The organism is Streptomyces azureus (genome assembly GCF_001270025.1).
In the GTDB taxonomy this organism is placed as follows: Bacteria; Actinomycetota; Actinomycetes; order Streptomycetales; family Streptomycetaceae; genus Streptomyces; species Streptomyces azureus.
In genome coordinates this window covers 13,242-29,253 of sequence record NZ_DF968224.1, presented here as the reverse complement: position 1 = coordinate 29,253, position 16,012 = coordinate 13,242, and the positions used below count along the sequence as shown (strand labels likewise).

The window sequence follows — 16,012 nt, the reverse complement described above, 5'->3', positions numbered from 1 at the left end:
CCTCTGTATAGCCCAGGCCCCCACACTTGTGAAGTCTCCTGACGTCGTGTCAGATGGCGGCGAGCGGCGAGGTGGGGGGGCAGGCCCATGACATTTGTCCTGGCGAACTCCGTACAACCGCATCTGCCGCCCGGCCACGGCGGATCCGTAGCGTTCTGCCATGACCACGCAGACCACTGTCGTACCGCCGCGGCGCGGCCAACGTCTGATCGGGGACGGGGACATGTCCTGGACACAGAAGATCAGGTGCCACGTCGAGGCGACCCGGGCGGCCGTCCGGCAGTCCCGGGAGCACCGGCGCCACTGCGCGGCGAACAGGACGCGGCTCAGGGCCGAGTGGCGAGCCGCCCGGAGAGCGGGCGGGCTCCCCGAGCATCCCGGTCCGCCGCCCAGCGGGTTCACCCTGCTGCCGTGGCTGCTGATGGGGATGGGCGCCTTCTCCAACCTCTTCCAGGACCAGACGCCGAACCCGTGGATCGGCGGGCTGGGCCTCATCACCTTCAACACGCTCTACATCTACGTGGCGTTCCGCGCGTTCCACAGAGACAAGCGCGAGGCTCGCTCCACCCGGGTGGCCCACGTCCTGCTGACGGCCGTGACCTGCGCGCTCGCCGCCGGCTACGGCGGCAACTGGCTGCTGTTCTTCCCGCTGCTCGGCCTGGCGACGGGCGCGGCCCTGCGCCTGTCGCACCTGCGGCCCGCCGGTACGGCGGTGGCGGTGCTGGCGGGTGCGGTGTCCTGCTTCCACGACGGCTGGGGCGGCCTCGACATCGCGTACGCGACGTGGATCTCGACGATGGTGACGGCGGCGATCATGCGGCTCTCGGAGGCGGTGCGCGAACTGCGCGCGGCCCGCGAGGAACTGGCCCGCCGGGCGGTCGAGAAGGAGCGCCTCCGCTTCTCCCGTGACCTGCACGATCTGCTCGGGCACACGATGTCGGTGATCGTCGTGAAGTCGGAGGCGGCCCGTCGCCTGGCCGCCCGCGATCTGGACGCCGCGCTGGCCCAGATCACGGACATCGAGTCCGTGGGCCGCCAGGCGCTGAGGGAGATCCGGGAGGCCGTGACCGGGTACCGCCAGGGCAGCCTCGGCGCGGAACTCGACCGCGCGCGCTCGGCCCTGACGGCGGCGGGCATCACCCTTGCCGTGAACCGCTCCGGCCCTCCGCCCGGGCCGCAGACCGAGGCGCTGCTGGGGTGGGTGGTACGGGAGGCGGTCACGAACGTCGTACGGCACAGCGGGGCGGACCGTTGCGTCATCACGCTGTCGGGTGTGGCGGAGCGCGTGCGTCTGTCCGTGGTGGACGACGGGATCGGGGCGCTCGCCGCCGACGGGGCAAGGACGGCCGCGGACATCACGGGCGGGCCCGCCGCCGACGGAGGCGGTGGGCCCGACGGCGCGGGCGCCCGTGCCGGCACGGGGCTGACCGGCCTGACGGAGCGTCTCGCGGCGGCGGGCGGCTCGCTGACGGCGGGGCGCCAGGCCAAGGGCGGATTCGCCGTGTCGGCGGAACTCCCGCTCGATGTCGATGTGACGGGCGCGAGCCCGGCGGTGGCGGAACGGGCGTGAGCGTTCAACCTCACGGCGCCGCAGGGGTGGTCCGGGGGGGGGGCAGAGGGTTCCCGGCCGGAGTCCGCAAACAGGCGGACCGGCCCGGCGGCCGGAGGCGCGCTGTCCGCCCCGGTGAGCAGGGGGGCGGGACGCCGTACGCCCCACGTCGGCGTGTACGTTGGCCGATGGTCCGCGCCACACGTACCCGTACACGTGGACGGCACCGGCAACGGCTGGGGGAAATGGAGCACATGGCACACGTCGCCGTCATCACCGCGCCGAACATCGGGTACCGCAACACCGGCATGCTGACCGTCGACTTGGCGTTCGAGTCCCTGCGGCGGCGGATGACCCCCGAGATCGACGCCACCTGGTACACCCTGCACACGCCGAAGACCGTGCCCCTGCGCGAGTGCGCGCAAGGCACAGACTTCCCGTTCCGCTTCCACCCCCTGGCGGAGCACCTCGACACGCTCCGCGACCACGACGCGGTCGTCTTCTGGGGCGACTTCCTCCACACCCGGCACTATCTGGAGCAGGACGCGACGAACCGTCTGCTCGACTTCGGTTTCGCCGAGGACCGTGAGGCGGCCCGGAGCCTGCTGAACCGCACACTGCTGTTCGCGGACCAACCGGACGAGCTCCTCGCGCGGACCCTCAGCTACGGCGGGACGATCCTGCACAACTCGCAGTCCGACTACGAGGACAAGGAATACGGCCCCTTGTTCTCACGCCTGGTGACGCGCAGCCGCCGCGTCTGGGTGCGTGACCCGCTCTCGGCTGCGAAGATCGCGCACCTGCGCCGGGACCGTGCGACCGACTACTTCGGTTCGGACGCGGCGCTGCTGTCCCGCCCGGGCGACCTCGACCACCTCCCCACGACGGAATGGTCCCGGGCGGTCCCGGACGGCGGTGCGATCGGCGTGTTCCTCGGTGCCCGTACGCAGATCCCCGAGTGGCTGCCCGCCTTCTGCCAGGACCTGTCCGAGCGCCTGGGCGCCCCGCTCGAATGGCTGCCCTGGTTCGACCGGGACATCCCCGCTCCGGTCGGCCACATCGCACCGCGCCCGGGGCGGCACACCATCGGCGATCTGGTGGCGGTCCTCCCCCGCTACCGACTGGTCATCACGGACACCTACCACCTGTCCGTCAACGCCTGGGGCGCCGGCACCCCCGCGGTGTGCGTCGGCGCGCCCGAGCCGACCCCCAAGACCCACGACGACTACCTGACGCTGAGCGATGTGAAGAAGCACGTCTTCCACATGGCCTACGACGCGACGGACTTCTACCTGTCCACCCAGGAAGGGCGCGGGCAGAGCACCGACCGGCTCGTCCAGCTCCTGGAGGACGGCGGTGCCGAGGCCGTGGCGGCGCGCATCCGCGCTCACGCCGACTACTCGGCGACGGCGTTCACCGGGACACTGACCTCGTTGCTCGACGCGCCCCGCCCTACCCTCGGCCCGTGACCGACAGACCCATCCGCGTACTGCTCGCGGAGGACCAGGGCATGCTGCGCGGTGCGCTCGCGCTGCTGCTCGGCATGGAGGACGACATCGAAGTCGTCGCGCAGGTGGGGGCCGGTGACGCGATCCTGGACGCGGCGCTCACCCACCGTCCCGACGTCGCGCTCCTCGACATCGAACTCCCGGGAAAGAGCGGCCTGGACGCCGCCGCCGAGCTGCGCGCCCGGGTGCCCGACTGCCGGGTGCTGATCCTCACGACCTTCGGCCGGCCCGGCTATCTGCGCCGTGCCATGGAAGCGGGAGCCACCGGCTTCCTGGTGAAGGACGGCCCCGTGGAGGAACTCGCCGCCGCGATCCGCCGTGTCCTGGCCGGCGGGACCGTCGTCGACCCGGCCCTCGCCACGGCCGCGCTCAGCGCCGGCCCCAACCCCCTCACCGCCCGCGAGAGCGACGCCCTCAAGGCCTCCGCGGACGGCGCGACGGTCGCCGACATCGCCGGCAGACTCCACCTCTCGGAGTCCACCGTCCGCAACTACCTCTCCTCCGCCATCGGCAAGACAGGCACCCGCAACCGCACGGAGGCCCTGCGCGAGGCCCGCCGCCAGGGCTGGCTGTGAGACCTCAGGCCCGCTGGAACAGCGCAGTCCACAGGAAGCTCTCGCCGAAGCACGCCGACTCCTCCGGCTCGCCCCGCATCCGCCGCAGTTCGACCTCGGTCAGGCCCGAGAAGATCTCCCGCAACGACTCGGGCGCGTACGCGAGCCCGCCCCCGAGCCCCTTCGCCTCACGGTAGAAGTCGGTGTCGGACAGCTCCGACCCCATCCCGTCGGCCCCGGCGGCGAAACACGTGAGGCTGAAAAGGCCCCCGGGAGCCAGGACGTCGTCCAGCAGCGCCAGATAGCTGATCCGCCGGTGCGGAGGCAGATGGTGGAAGCAGCCGGAGTCGTGGACGAGGTCGTACGGTCCGGTGAGTTCCGTGCCGGCGAGCGCGAAAACGTCCCCGCAGTGGAACCGTACGCCGTCCGCCCCCGCCTCACGGGCCCGTTCCCGGGCCCAGCCGACGGCCGCAGGAGACAGGTCGACCGCGTCCACCTCGAACCCCCGCTCCGCCAGGTACAGCGCGTTGCGCCCCGGGCCGCACCCCAGGTCCAGCGCCCGCCCTCCGCTGATCACCCCCCGTTCCACACAACTCACCAGGTTCTCGTCCGGCTTCGCCACGAAGAACGGCACCGGCCGGGAACGGTCGGCGTAGAAGCCGTCCCACCACTCGGCACCCCGCCCCGTCCACCGATCGGCCTCGGGCGCGAACAGCCCGTCGAGCAGCGCGAGTACGTCGTCGACGGTGCGTATGTTCCGGTCCATCCGGTCCCCCTTCCGCGTCCGGCAACCGTACGCCGGGACAGGACGAAAGCCCAGTTCAGGGAGGGTTTGCAGGCACCGACGAAGGGCCTCCTGCGGTCCCTGGCGGAACCGGGACCGCACCCGTCGACGCGTCACTCCACCCCCGGACCGAAACACCGGCGGCGCGCCGCCCAGGGGCCTCGGCGCCCCCACCACGGACGACGCGACGCGCGCCGATGTCCGCCGTCGGCAGTCCTAGGTGTGCTGTTCGGAGAGGTTGGTGACGCGGCTGGCTGGGGTGTGTCCGCAAAGCCCCGCCCGCCCTGCGGGCGGACGACGGGACTTTACGGACCCGCCCTAGGACTCCCGTGCCGTCCGCGGCAGCCAGACCCACATCAACAGCACCCCCACGGCCAGCACCCCGGTCCCCACCCGGAACGCCAAGGCATACCCCTCCGTCAGCGCCTCCGGCGTCCCGCTCCCCGCCGACCGGGCCGCCGCGAGGGTGGACAGCGCCGCCAGGCCCAGGGAACCGCCCATCGTGCGGGAGGTGTTGACGAGTCCGGACACCAGCCCGGCCTCCTCGGGCGCCGCCCCGGCCGTGGCCAGGGAGGCCAGCGGCGTCGCGGCCAGGCCCGCGCCGAGCATCATCAGGACTCCGGGGACCAGGATCGTCGTCGCGTACGCGCCCTCGGGGGTCATCGTGGACTGCCAGGCGAAGCCGGCCACGGCGACCAATGTGCCCAGCGCCGCCACGTTCCGCGGCCCGAGACCCCGCATGAGCCGGGGCGCGATCTTGGAGCCGAAGATGACGGCCAGGGAGCTCGGAACCAGGGCGAGTCCGGCCTCCAGCGGGGTGTAGCCCAGGACGTTCTGCGCGTACAGGGTCATGAAGAACCACATGCAGAACATCGCGGAGCCGCACAGGAACATCGCCACGTTCGCCGACGACACCGACCGCAGCTTCAGCAGCCCGAGCGGCATCAGCGGACTCTCCGTCCGGGCCTCGACCGCGAGGAACAGCCCGATCAGCGCGAGCCCGGCGAACAGCGGCAGCAGCGTGGCCGTCGCCGTCCAGCCCGCCGCCTCCGTCTGGGAGATGCCGTAGGCCAGCGTGCCGAGCCCGCCCGTCACGAGCAGCGCGCCCGGCAGGTCGAGCCGCCGCCCGTCCCCGGCCCGGCCCTCGGTGAGGAACCAGGCGGCCGCGCACAGCACCACCGCCCCCACCGGCACGTTGATCAACAGCACCCACCGCCACGACAACATCTCCACCAGCAGCCCGCCGACCAGGCCGCCCGCCGCGCCACCACCGGCACCGACCGCCGTCCAGGTCCCGATGGCCTTGGCCCGGGCGGCGCCCTCCGGCACCGAGGCCGTGAGGATCGTCAGCGTCGAGGGCGCCAGCACCGCCGCCCCGAGCCCCTGCACGGCCCGCGCCACCAGCAACTGCCACTCCTCCTGCGCCAGTCCGCCGCCCAGCGAGGCCAGGGTGAACAGTCCGAGCCCGACGAGGAACATCCGCTTGCGGCCGTAGAGGTCCCCGGCCCGCCCGCCGAGCAGCATGAAACCGGCGAAGGCGATGGAGTACGCGTTCACCACCCACTGCAAGCCCTGTTCGCTCAGCCCGAGCCCGGTCCGCATCGACGGCAGTGCCACGTTGACCACGGACACGTCCAGCACGACGAGGAACTGCCCGGCACAGGTGAGCGCGACCACGAGCCAGGTGGGAGGCGCGGTTCGGCGAGGCGTACGGGTTTTTTCGGCGGCGTCGACCATGAGTGTCATGCTCTCAACCACTCCACGCCGCCGGCATCGGAATTTGGACCTAGGGCCACGGCAGCCCCGGACCCTTTCCCCAAGAGAAGGTCAAGATTTCGTTAGCATGCCGAAGCAACGGAATAGTTGCCTACGCATACAAGGTTCACACCCCACGTAACCACGCAACCCCCGAACACCCCGGCCTGGAGGCCCCCCTCAATGACGCAGACGACGACAGTCCGTCCCGCCGGCAGAGCGCGCGGGGCCGTGGTCCCGGTACTCGCCTTCGCGGGCATCGTTGTCGCGGTGATGCAGACCCTGCTCGTCCCGGTCATCAAGGACCTGCCGCAACTGCTGGACACCGCCCCCAGCGACGCCACCTGGGTCCTGACCTCGACCCTCCTCTCGGGCGCGGTGGCCACCCCGATCATGGGCCGCCTCGGCGACCTCTACGGCAAGCGGCGCATGCTGATCACGAGCCTGTCGGTCATGGTCGTCGGCGCTCTGGTCAGCGCCTTCACCAGTGACCTGCTGCTCATGATCGCCGGCCGTACGCTCCAGGGCTTCGCGATGGGCGCCATCCCGCTCGGCATCGGCCTGATGCGCGACATGCTGCCCCGCGAACGGCTGGGCTCCGCGATGGCCCTGATGAGCTCCTCCATAGGCGTCGGCGGCGGTCTCGCCCTGCCCGCCGCCGCCCTGGTCGCCCAGCACACCGACTGGCACGCCCTGTTCTACGGCGCCGCCGGACTCGGTGTCCTCGCCATCGCCCTCACCCTGCTCGTCGTGCCCGAGTCGCCGATGCGCGCCGAGGGCTCCTTCGACCTGCCGGGCGCCCTCGGTCTGTCCACCGGGCTCGTGCTCTTCCTGCTGCCGATCACCAAGGGCAGCGACTGGGGCTGGTCCTCCGGCACCACGCTCGGCCTGTTCGCCGCCGCCGCGGTCGTCCTGCTCCTGTGGGGCGTGATGGAGCTGCGCGTCAAGGCCCCGCTGGTCGACCTGCGCACCACGGCCCGCCCGGCCGTCCTCTTCACCAACCTCGCCTCGATCATGGTCGGCGTCTCCTTCTACGTCGTCTCCCTGGTCCTGCCCCAGCTGCTCCAGCTGCCGAAGTCCACCGGCTACGGCCTCGGCCAGTCGATGGTCGTCGCGGGTCTGCTCGTCGCGCCGCTCGGCCTGACGATGATGTTCACCGCGCCCGTCTACGCCCGGCTGTCCGCGAAGTACGGACCCAAGGCCACCCTGATCCTCGGCCTGCTGATCATCGCGATCGGCTACGGCGCCGGCCTCGGCCTGATGAGCGCCGCCTGGCAGAGCCTGGTCATCTCGGTCCTGCTGGGCGCGGGCATCGGCCTCGCCTACTCCTCGCTGCCCGCGCTGATCGTGGGCGCGGTCCCGGCCTCGGAGACGGGCGCGGCGAACGGCCTCAACACCCTGATGCGCTCCGTCGGCACGTCGGTGTCGAGCGCCGTGATCGGCATGGTGCTGGCGAACACCGCGGACAACGTCGGCGGCGTCGAGATCCCGACCATGCACGGCTTCCGGGTCTCCTTCCTGATCGCGACGGGCGCGGTGGCCGTGGGCCTGCTCCTGGCCCTGTTCCTGCCGGGCCGCCGCCCGTCGGACAAGCCGCAGTTGCGCGCCAGCAGCGAGGAGGACGCGGCACTGGAACGCGCCGAGCAGATCCTGCGCGGCTTCCGGGGCCGCGTGCTGTCGGCCGAGGGCACGCCGGTCGCCCGCGCCAGGGTCACACTGATCGACCGCCGGGGCCGCCAGGCGGGCGCGACGCTCTCCGCCGAGGACGGCGCCTACGCGCTCATCGTCCCGGCCGGTGGCGCGTACGTCGTGGCCGCCCGCGCCACGGGCCACGGCCCGCTCGCCTCGTCCGCGACCCACGCGGGCGACGAGCGGCCGGTCGACCTGGACCTGTCGCTGCCCGGCGAGACGGCCTCCGCCTGACGCTGCTACTCACCGGTACCCCCTGTCGTCCTCTCGGCAGGGGGTACGGCACCATAGGCGCCCGAACCGTCGTACGACCGGAAGGAACCCCATGCCCGCGGCCCCGAAGCCCGAGATCCTGGCCGCCTTCGAGGCGGCGAAGGGGTTCATGCCCGTGGGCGAGGGCCTGGCCCTGTACGCGGCGGCGGTGGAAGCCGGACGGCTCGGGCTCCCGCTCCTGGAGGTCGGCACGTACTGCGGCCGGTCCACGATCCTGCTCGCCGACGCCGCCCGCGAGGCCGGGGTCGGCGCGCTGACCGTCGACCACCACCGCGGCAGCGAGGAGCAGCAGCCGGGCTGGGAGTACCACGACCCGGAGACGGTCGACCCCGAGCTCGGCCTGATGGACACGCTGCCCACGTTCCGCCGCACCCTGCACCGGGCGGGCCTGGAGGACCACGTGGTGGCCCTGGTCGGCCGCTCCCCGCAGATCGCGGCGATCTGGCAGACCCCCCTCGGCTTCGTCTTCATCGACGGCGGCCACACCGACGAGCACGCCACCGCCGACTACGAGGGCTGGGCCCCGCACGTGGCCGAGGGCGGCCTGCTCGCCATCCACGACGTCTTCCCCGACCCGCAGGACGAGTTCACCGGCCAGGCCCCCTACCGCGTCTACCTCAGGGCCCTGGCATCCGGCGCGTTCACGGAGGTCTCGGCGACGGACTCGCTGCGCGTGCTGCGGCGCACCGGCCCGGGCGTCTAGGAGAACGGCTGGGCGGGTGAACCGCGCCCCCTCCGCCCCCTCCCGGTCGGCCCACGGGCGGCGTGGCGAGTCGGCGGGCGACCGCCGCTGCCCAAGGATCCGGGCGCGTGGCACACACCTTCGCAGAGCTCGTGGAGAAGCAGCGCGCGGCGGACGAGGCGTACGCCCGCGTGCGGCAACTCCAGGACGCCTACGGTCCGCCCACCCAGACCAAGTGGAGCGCCCAGCAGACCACCACGTGGGAGACCGCCTGGCGCGCCTGGCGCGACCTCGCCCGCGACGTCCAGGCAGCGGTGACCGCGTACGCGAAGCAGGAGGGCACACCCCGCCAGGAGGTCGAGGCACGGGTGAAGGAGGCGGTACGGCACGGGACCCCGAACGAGGAGTAGCCGCCACCCGTTGGGCCGTCCTCGACCCGCTGCCCCCTGCGGACGGCCGCTAGGGTGGCACAGTGTCGTACGTAGGCCCGGACTTCGAACCTCCCCAGCCCCGCCGCCCCCGTCGCGGCCCCCTGACCGTCGCGCTCGCCGCGCTGGTGCCCGGGGCGCTGCTCGGCTGGCTCGTGTACGAGACGGTGGGCGGCTCGGGGGACGCAGGGGGCTCGGGCCAGGCGACCGTGCGGTCCTCCCCGCCCTCCGCGTCGGGCGCGCCCACCGACGACGGCAAGGAGCCGAGCGCCTCACCGACGCCGACGGCGTCCTCGGCCTCCGCGCCCGCCCCGGCCTCCGGTCCGCTCAAGGGGAAGGTCGTCGTCATCGACCCCGGGCACAACCCGGAGAACTTCCAGCACCCCTCCGACATCAACCGCAAGGTGAACATCGGGACGAACTGGAAGGAGTGCGACACCACGGGCACATCCACCAACGACGGTTACCCCGAGGCGAAGTTCACCCTGGACGTGGCACACCGGATGCGCACCCTGCTGGAGAAGCAGGGCGCCACGGTGAAGCTGACTCAGGACGGCGACCGGCCGTACGGGCCGTGCGTGGACGAGCGGGCCCGGATCGGCAACGACGCGAAGGCCGACGCCGTGGTCTCGATCCACGCGGACGGCTCGGGCGCCGGCAACCGCGGCTTCCACGTGATCCTGCCCGGCGCGGTCCACTCGGGTGCCGCGGACACCCGGGCGATCGTCGGCCCGTCCCGCGATCTCGGCGAGCGCGTCGCGGGCCGCTTCGTGGCCGTCACCGGCAGCGCGCCGGCCAACTACATCGGCGACGGCACCGGTCTCGTCACGCGTAAGGACCTGGGCGGTCTCAATCTGTCAACAGTTCCCAAGGTGTTCATCGAGTGCGGCAACATGCGCGATAGCAAGGACGCGGCGCTGCTGACCAGTGGCGCGTGGCGGCAGAAGGCGGCGCAAGGGATCTCCGAGGGAATCGTGAGTTTTCTGCGCGGGTAGTCCCGGACCGGCAGATCCCGGCGGACACCCTGTCGGGCGGACGATAGTGTCCGTCCGTACGATGAGGGGCCACCCCCACGCTTCACACCGGGGCCCGACGACGGCATGGTGACAGCGACGCCTCTACCGACGACGAGACGACCTACGAAGGACCTGAAGTGAATATCCGCTCCCTCACTCGAGGCGACGGCGTGGTGATCGGAGCAGCGGTGTTGCTCTTCATCGCGTCGTTCCTCGACCTCTACTCGCTCGACGGCGTCCCTGACAGCGCCGACCTCCCCAGTCTGTGGGCAAGCGGGCCGGTCGTGCTCAGTGTCGTTCTGGCGGGGATCATCGGCGCCGCGCTCGTCATCGTCACCCGCAGTCTGCCGCAGGTCCCGAAGATCGCGGGTCTCGACCTGGGCCAGTTCGGCGTCGCCCTCACGGTGTTCGCCGCGTGGAGCGCGCTGGGCAACATCTTCGACCCGGCCGGCGGAGCCGACAACTTCGAGGGCAGCACCTCCGACGGTCCCGGCGCCGGCCTCGGCCTGACCCTCGCCCTCGTCGCCACGCTGCTCCTGGCCGCCGCCGCCCTCGCCACGCCTCTCGTCCCGGTCCTCAAGGGCGCCCTCCTCCCGGCTCCCCGCCCCGCCGCCCCGCAGCCCTACGGCGCCCAGCCCCCCGGCGGCTACGGCTACCCCGGCGCCCAGCAGCCGGGTGGCTACGGCCAGCCCCAGCCGGGACAGCCCGGGCCCGGGCAGCCTGGTCAGCCCTACGGCGGTCAGCCGCAGCCCCAGCAGGCCCAGGCACCGCAGCCCCCGGCCGGGGACTTCTCGCCGTTCTGGTTCGCGGTGCCGGTGCCGCGGCCGCTGTTCGCCGAGGACGGTTCGCCGACGCCGATCGCCGAACTCGCGCCGGGCACCTGGTACCTGGCCGTCGAGCAGCGCGGCGCGGCCCTGGTCGCCCAGACGCAGGACGGCCGCCGCGGCGTCCTCCAGGACACGTCGGGCATCCAGCGCGGCTGAGCCCCTGAACGACGTACGGCCCCTCGCCCTTCCGGGTGGGGGGCCGTTGCCGTACAGTCGTCGCCCCCGTCAGCTGACACACCGTCAGGAGGCAGGCATGCGGCTCGGTCTCGCCCTCGGCTACTGGGGCCGCGGCCCCTCCCCCGACCACGTGCCGCTCGCGCAGGAGGCCGAGCGCCTCGGTTACGACTCCGTGTGGACGGCGGAGTCGTGGGGCTCGGACGTCTTCACGCCGCTCGCCTGGATCGCGGCGCACACCTCCCGCATCCGGCTGGGCACGGCGGTCGCGCAGATGGCGGCCCGCCCGCCGACCACGACCGCGATGCACGCGCTGACCCTCGACCACCTCTCCGGGGGCCGCATGATGCTGGGCCTCGGACTGTCCGGCCCGCAGGTCGTCGAGGGCTGGTACGGCCGCCCGTTCCCCTCCTCGCCGCTCACCGCCACCCGCGAGTACGTCGACGTCGTACGGCAGGTGCTGCGGCGGGAGGCTCCGGTGGAGCTGGCCGGCCGCTTCCACTCCCACCCCTACCGGGGCCCCGACGCCACCGGCCTCGGCAAGCCGCTCAAGCCCATCACCCACCCCCTGCGCCCCGGCCTGCCGATCCTGCTCGGCGCGGAGGGGCCGAAGAACGTCGCACAGACGACCCGGATAGCCGACGGCTGGCTGCCGCTGTACTGGTCGCCGACCCGGCCGGAGGTCTACGGCCCGGCCGTGCGCGAACTCCCCGAGAACTTCCTCGTCGCGCCCCTGGCCCAGGCCCGGGTCTGCGCCGACGTCGCCGAGGGCCTGTTGCCCGTCAAGGCCATGCTCGGCTTCTACATCGGCGGCATGGGGCACGCGGCCCGCAACTTCCACGCCGATCTCATGGCCCGCATGGGGTACGAGGAGGAGGCCCACCGCATCCAGGAGTTGTTCCTGTCCGGCCGCCGCAAGGAGGCGGTCCTCGCCGTGCCGGACGCCTTCGCCGACGAGATCTCCCTGGTCGGGCCGCGCGAACGCATCGCGGAGCGGCTGGAGTTGTGGCGCAAGGGTCCGGTGACCGACCTCCTCGCCCTCGCACCCGACCCGCACACCCTGCGCGTGCTCGCCGAGCTCACCTCCCGCTGAGCGGCGGTGGTCACCAGAAGATCGCGATCGCCTCCAGCGTCACCTCGCGGGTGTCCTCGCGCCAGCCGGTCATCTTGCCGAGGCAGCGGGCCGTGAATGTGCCGGCCGGGATCGAGCGGCGCGCGTTCCCGGGGGCTACGACGCGCATGTACACCGGGGGTTGCTCCTCGCCGTACTCGGCCCGCAGCTCGAATCCCTCCGCCACGTCCGGCACGCGGGTGAAGACGCCTTTGACCGAGACGAATTCGCCGATGCGGCTCAGGGGCACCGCACGGCCGTCGGCCAGGTTGTCGGCGAGGTTCCGGTTCGGGACGACGGTCAGGGTGGTCAGGTCGGCGTGGACGATGGCGTCGGCCCGGTCGAAGGCCTCCATGACCACGCCGATCACGTTGATCGGTTTGTCCTTGCGCACGAACTTGCGGAACGTCTCCTGGCTGACGTCCCGCTTCAGCCGGAACCGGAAGATCCACGTCAGTACCCGGTTCCAGAAGCCGACACTCGTGTCGACCTTCGTTCGCAGCTCGACGGCCTCCTCCAGCGCGGACCGGTAGTTGCCGAGCTCGTACAGGTCCATCACCGCCTGCTCGTCCAGGTACAGGCAGATGCTGTACGCCGACTGCCAGCGCCTCATGTGCCTGCGCCGCTCCCGGGCATGGCGTACCAGGACCACCGCGAGCACCAGCACGCCGGCGGCCGTCACCAGCCAGACCGTCATCCACGGCCACCAAAGGCTCCACCACAGTGCGTCAGTGACAGCCACGGATCTCCTTGAATGCCTCGGAAAGGGACGAGCCGGCGGCGTCCACCATCCGTCCGCCCGTCCTCGTCGCCGCGCGCCGTAGTTCGCCTGCGTCGGCCTCGCCGAAGTGGACGGGGTAGGTGTGGACGGCGGCGCGCACGGCGGCGGGCAACGCCCGGTGGCGGCGTACGAACTCGGCATAGGACAAGCCCGCGTTGTTCTCGCCGTCCGTCATCAGGACGAGTGAGACGGAGCGGTCGGGGTCGGGGTCGGCGGCCAGTTCCCGGGCGGCGGTGCGGTAGCCGTGGTCGAGGGCGGACCACACGGCGGTGGCGTCGCCGTAGCCGCCCCGGGCGACGGTGCCGGCGAGGGCGGTCAGATCCCTGGGGCCGGTGACGGTGACGGTCTTCTCCTCCAGCACCCGGCCGCCGAACCGGACGACGGTCAGCCGCTCGCCCCGGTAGAAGCGGGTGAACTTGCCGGAGGCGGAGAGGTCCGCGCCGCTGAGTCCGGCGAAGGCCTCCCGCAGGGCGGCCATCCGGGCGCCGCGCATCGAGCCGGAGAAGTCGAGCAGGAAGACCACCTGGCTCGTGGTGCGGCGGTCGGGGTCACCGTAGTCCGCCAACAGGGTTTCGACGACGGCGGGCCGGTCGGGGTAGAAGAGCGCGTTGCCGACCGGTTCGCGCAGCCGCGCGTCCCGGGTGACTGCCGTGTTCACGGGGCGGCGCAGGGTGTGCCGCATGATCTGCCGCTGCACCGAGTCGCGCCGCAGCCACTGCGTGACCTTGTCGTACGCGGTGCGGTGGGCCGGGTTCAGCAGGAGCAGCGGGAAGTCCGCCAGGACCATGCCGTCTTCGGGGCGCACGACCTCCAGGCGTTCGTCGAGGCGGTCGGTGGCGTTGAGGGCGAGCAGATCGGACTCGTACGTGATGAGGGCGTTGGCCTCGTCCTGGTGATCGACGTAGGAGTCGACGAGGGCGGGGCCGGTGTCGGCGGTGAGGGTCTGGCCGGAGCGGAAGCCGCGCAGCCGGTCGCAGGAGACGTCCTCGGGGCGCAGGGCGGCTCCGGTGCCGGCCGCGGCGGTGGCGACGCCGACGAGGGCGGCGAGCCCGCTGCCGGCGTGCCGGGGGTCGGCCATGCCGAAGCGGACGGTGCCCGTGGCGGCGGCGTCCGCGATGTCCGCCCAGGTCAGCCGGGATCCGGGCACCTGGGCGCGCAGCTTCCGTGCCACGTCCGGCTTCAGGCCGATGACGACGGGGGAGGTCATGGTGGACGTGCGCTGCCACTCCCGGGTCGCGCTCTTGTCGGTGAGGCGCAGATAGCGGTCGGACGACAGCCACGCGAGGTCGTACCTGTCGCGGTCCGGGGTCTTCGTCTCGGCGTCGGTCCGGTGGTCCAGGCGCAGGTCGACGCCGGTGTCGTCCTTCAACTCTCCCAGCAGCGGGGCCAGTACGGCGAGGTCGGGACTGGCGAGCACGCGCAGCCGGACCGTGTCGTCGCCGCCGTCGCCCGAGCAGGCGGTGAGCAGGGTGGTGACGAGCGCCAGGCAGAGCGCCAGCAGGCCCGTGCCGCGCCTCACCGGTTGCCCGTCCGGTCCGGGCAGTCTCCGACGATCTCGATCATCTTCTCCAGCAGGGGCAGGCTGGGCAGGACCGCCCGGGTGTCGTCGGAGGAGGTGGTGGGCACCGGGATCTGCCGCTCGGCGAGGAACCGGGTGAGCTCGTCGCTGGTCGCGCCGCTGGTGGCGTTGCGGGCCCGGAAGCCCAGCTCCATGGCGCGGTGCTGGAGTTCGGGGTCCGTGCTGATCAGTTCGCCGAGCCGGGCGCCGTCGCCGGTCAGCGCGACGAGCTGGGGTTCGGTGACGAAGCGTGTGGACGGGTAGAGCAGGACGCGCTCGTCGTCGGTCGCGCCCTTCTCGGCCTGGCGCCCGATCTGGTGGGCGAGGAACTGGTGCTCGTAGATCACCGAGATCGGGGCGATGCTCGGCCCGTCGGGGGACAGATACGTTTCGGCCCGTTCGGAGGACGGCAGTCCTTGCTCGACGAGGAGCGGCTTGATCTTCCGGGCGAGTTGCTCGGCCTCGGCCCCGTTGTCCGGCGCGTCGTTCCCGTGCTCGACGAAGGCCACGAGGCCGAGGTAGGTGCCGGCGGAGTTGGACTCGCAGATGTCCGAGGTCTGGGCGAGGATCTTGTTGCCGTTGCGGACGCGGTCCTTGCGGTCGATCTCGTCCCAGCGGTAGCCGCCCTTGGAGTCGCGCTGGATCACCCTGTTCTTACCGAGCGTCCTCTTGCCGTGCGCGAGATCGAGGAACTTCCGCATGTCGAGGGTGTAGTACATCGGCCGGCCGCCCGAACCCGGCAGGCGCTTCGCGACGCCTTCGACCCTGAGCACCTCGGCGTAGTCCCGGTAGGTGGCCAGCACGATGGGGCTGACGAACGGGCGGTACAGCAGCACCGGACGGTTCGCCCGGGCGCGCTCCCGGCTGATCAGGTCGGCGGCCGGCTGGCCGGAGGGGAAGACGACGTCGTACCCCTCGTAGTCCTGCTTGGCGATCTCACGCGAGCCCATGTTGGTGATGTGCACGCGGATGCCGTGCTTCATGAGCAGCCGCTCGACCACGGGGTCCTGGAAGAAGTCCCGCTTCGAGGCCATCTTGGCCTCTATGGTGACCACCTGCCGCAGCGGCAACAGCAGGTTCCCGGAACTCACGAGCAGGACCAGCCCGATGACCGGGACGGGCAGCGCCCACGCCAGCGCTCTGCGCAGGCGTCGGCGCGGGCGTCTGGTGACGGTTAACCGCGGCTCTTCGGTAGCGGGTCTGTTCGCGGGCACCTGCGTTCTCCCCCCGTGACACCTGCGTTCTCCCCGTGTGCCGGGCCAGGATCGTCAGTGATGCGGATGTACCCCGAACGGCCCTTCCGGGAACGTCGGTTGAACGCAG

13 protein-coding genes and 1 pseudogene are annotated in these 16,012 nt (G+C 72.2%); 9 read left to right on the top strand and 5 right to left on the bottom strand.

The annotated features are described in order from the left end of the window. Positions 1-223 precede the first annotated feature (223 nt). The 3 genes and pseudogenes from AOQ53_RS08495 to AOQ53_RS08485 form a co-directional block, all read left to right on the top strand. A pseudogene (locus tag AOQ53_RS08495) lies at positions 224-1,561 on the top strand (sensor histidine kinase); the annotation flags it as partial. 242 nt (positions 1,562-1,803) lie between these two features. Beyond that, a complete protein-coding gene (locus tag AOQ53_RS08490; RefSeq protein ID WP_059416368.1) occupies positions 1,804-3,018 on the top strand; it encodes a polysaccharide pyruvyl transferase family protein in 1,215 nt (404 codons plus the stop codon). After that, on the top strand, positions 3,015-3,632 hold the full coding sequence (locus AOQ53_RS08485; RefSeq protein ID WP_059416367.1) for a response regulator transcription factor: 618 nt from the start codon (positions 3,015-3,017) through the stop codon (positions 3,630-3,632). Before AOQ53_RS08490 ends, AOQ53_RS08485 begins: the two co-directional genes overlap by 4 nt. Positions 3,633-3,636: 4 nt before the next feature. Here AOQ53_RS08485 and AOQ53_RS08480 read toward each other — a convergent pair whose 3' ends face one another. Then, positions 3,637-4,377 carry a class I SAM-dependent methyltransferase gene (locus AOQ53_RS08480; RefSeq protein ID WP_059416366.1) on the bottom strand — a complete coding sequence of 247 codons (741 nt, stop codon included), beginning with the start codon at positions 4,375-4,377 and terminating at the stop codon, positions 3,637-3,639. 336 nt (positions 4,378-4,713) lie between these two features. Continuing rightward, positions 4,714-6,132 carry an MFS transporter gene (locus AOQ53_RS08475; protein WP_059416370.1) on the bottom strand — a complete coding sequence of 473 codons (1,419 nt, stop codon included), beginning with the start codon at positions 6,130-6,132 and terminating at the stop codon, positions 4,714-4,716. Positions 6,133-6,333: 201 nt separating this feature from the next. Between AOQ53_RS08475 and AOQ53_RS08470 the strand changes: the two genes are divergently transcribed. The 6 genes from AOQ53_RS08470 to AOQ53_RS08445 all read left to right on the top strand — a co-directional run bounded on the left by AOQ53_RS08470 (position 6,334) and on the right by AOQ53_RS08445 (position 12,332). Next, positions 6,334-8,073 (top strand): MFS transporter, encoded by a 1,740-nt coding sequence (locus AOQ53_RS08470; RefSeq protein WP_059416365.1) that lies wholly within the window; start codon positions 6,334-6,336, stop codon positions 8,071-8,073. Between the two features lie 91 nt (positions 8,074-8,164). Next, positions 8,165-8,815, top strand: coding sequence for a class I SAM-dependent methyltransferase (locus tag AOQ53_RS08465; RefSeq protein ID WP_059416364.1), 651 nt, complete (start codon positions 8,165-8,167; stop codon positions 8,813-8,815). A 107-nt stretch (positions 8,816-8,922) separates the two neighbouring features. Next, positions 8,923-9,204, top strand: coding sequence for a hypothetical protein (locus tag AOQ53_RS08460; protein ID WP_059416363.1), 282 nt, complete (start codon positions 8,923-8,925; stop codon positions 9,202-9,204). Positions 9,205-9,266: 62 nt separating this feature from the next. Then, on the top strand, positions 9,267-10,217 hold the full coding sequence (locus AOQ53_RS08455) for an N-acetylmuramoyl-L-alanine amidase (protein ID WP_059416362.1): 951 nt from the start codon (positions 9,267-9,269) through the stop codon (positions 10,215-10,217). Positions 10,218-10,375: 158 nt separating this feature from the next. Continuing rightward, entirely contained in the window at positions 10,376-11,221 is an 846-nt protein-coding gene (locus AOQ53_RS08450) for a hypothetical protein (protein WP_059416361.1), read from the top strand. Between the two features lie 97 nt (positions 11,222-11,318). Beyond that, positions 11,319-12,332 (top strand): LLM class F420-dependent oxidoreductase, encoded by a 1,014-nt coding sequence (locus tag AOQ53_RS08445; protein WP_059416360.1) that lies wholly within the window; start codon positions 11,319-11,321, stop codon positions 12,330-12,332. A 10-nt stretch (positions 12,333-12,342) separates the two neighbouring features. Here the strand turns inward: AOQ53_RS08445 and AOQ53_RS08440 are convergent, their stop codons facing one another. The 3 genes from AOQ53_RS08440 to AOQ53_RS08430 are packed head-to-tail and all read right to left on the bottom strand — an operon-like array spanning position 12,343 to position 15,780. Beyond that, the gene (locus tag AOQ53_RS08440; RefSeq protein WP_148640303.1) at positions 12,343-13,092 is read right to left on the bottom strand and encodes a hypothetical protein; all 750 of its coding nucleotides are present in this window, start codon (positions 13,090-13,092) and stop codon (positions 12,343-12,345) included. After that, positions 13,079-14,650 carry a vWA domain-containing protein gene (locus tag AOQ53_RS08435; protein ID WP_059416358.1) on the bottom strand — a complete coding sequence of 524 codons (1,572 nt, stop codon included), beginning with the start codon at positions 14,648-14,650 and terminating at the stop codon, positions 13,079-13,081. Before AOQ53_RS08435 ends, AOQ53_RS08440 begins: the two co-directional genes overlap by 14 nt. Continuing rightward, positions 14,647-15,780 (bottom strand): hypothetical protein, encoded by a 1,134-nt coding sequence (locus AOQ53_RS08430; RefSeq protein ID WP_236711623.1) that lies wholly within the window; start codon positions 15,778-15,780, stop codon positions 14,647-14,649. The genes AOQ53_RS08435 and AOQ53_RS08430 overlap by 4 nt, the downstream gene beginning before the upstream one ends. Positions 15,781-16,012: the final 232 nt, after the last annotated feature.

Coding starts and splice junctions, on each gene's coding strand:
- AOQ53_RS08480 (WP_059416366.1), bottom strand. CDS start 4,377: ATGGACCGGAACATACGCACCGTCGACGACGTACTCGCGCTGCTCGAC.
- AOQ53_RS08465 (WP_059416364.1), top strand. CDS start 8,165: ATGCCCGCGGCCCCGAAGCCCGAGATCCTGGCCGCCTTCGAGGCGGCG.
- AOQ53_RS08475 (WP_059416370.1), bottom strand. CDS start 6,132: ATGGTCGACGCCGCCGAAAAAACCCGTACGCCTCGCCGAACCGCGCCT.
- AOQ53_RS08470 (WP_059416365.1), top strand. CDS start 6,334: ATGACGCAGACGACGACAGTCCGTCCCGCCGGCAGAGCGCGCGGGGCC.
- AOQ53_RS08445 (WP_059416360.1), top strand. CDS start 11,319: ATGCGGCTCGGTCTCGCCCTCGGCTACTGGGGCCGCGGCCCCTCCCCC.
- AOQ53_RS08490 (WP_059416368.1), top strand. CDS start 1,804: ATGGCACACGTCGCCGTCATCACCGCGCCGAACATCGGGTACCGCAAC.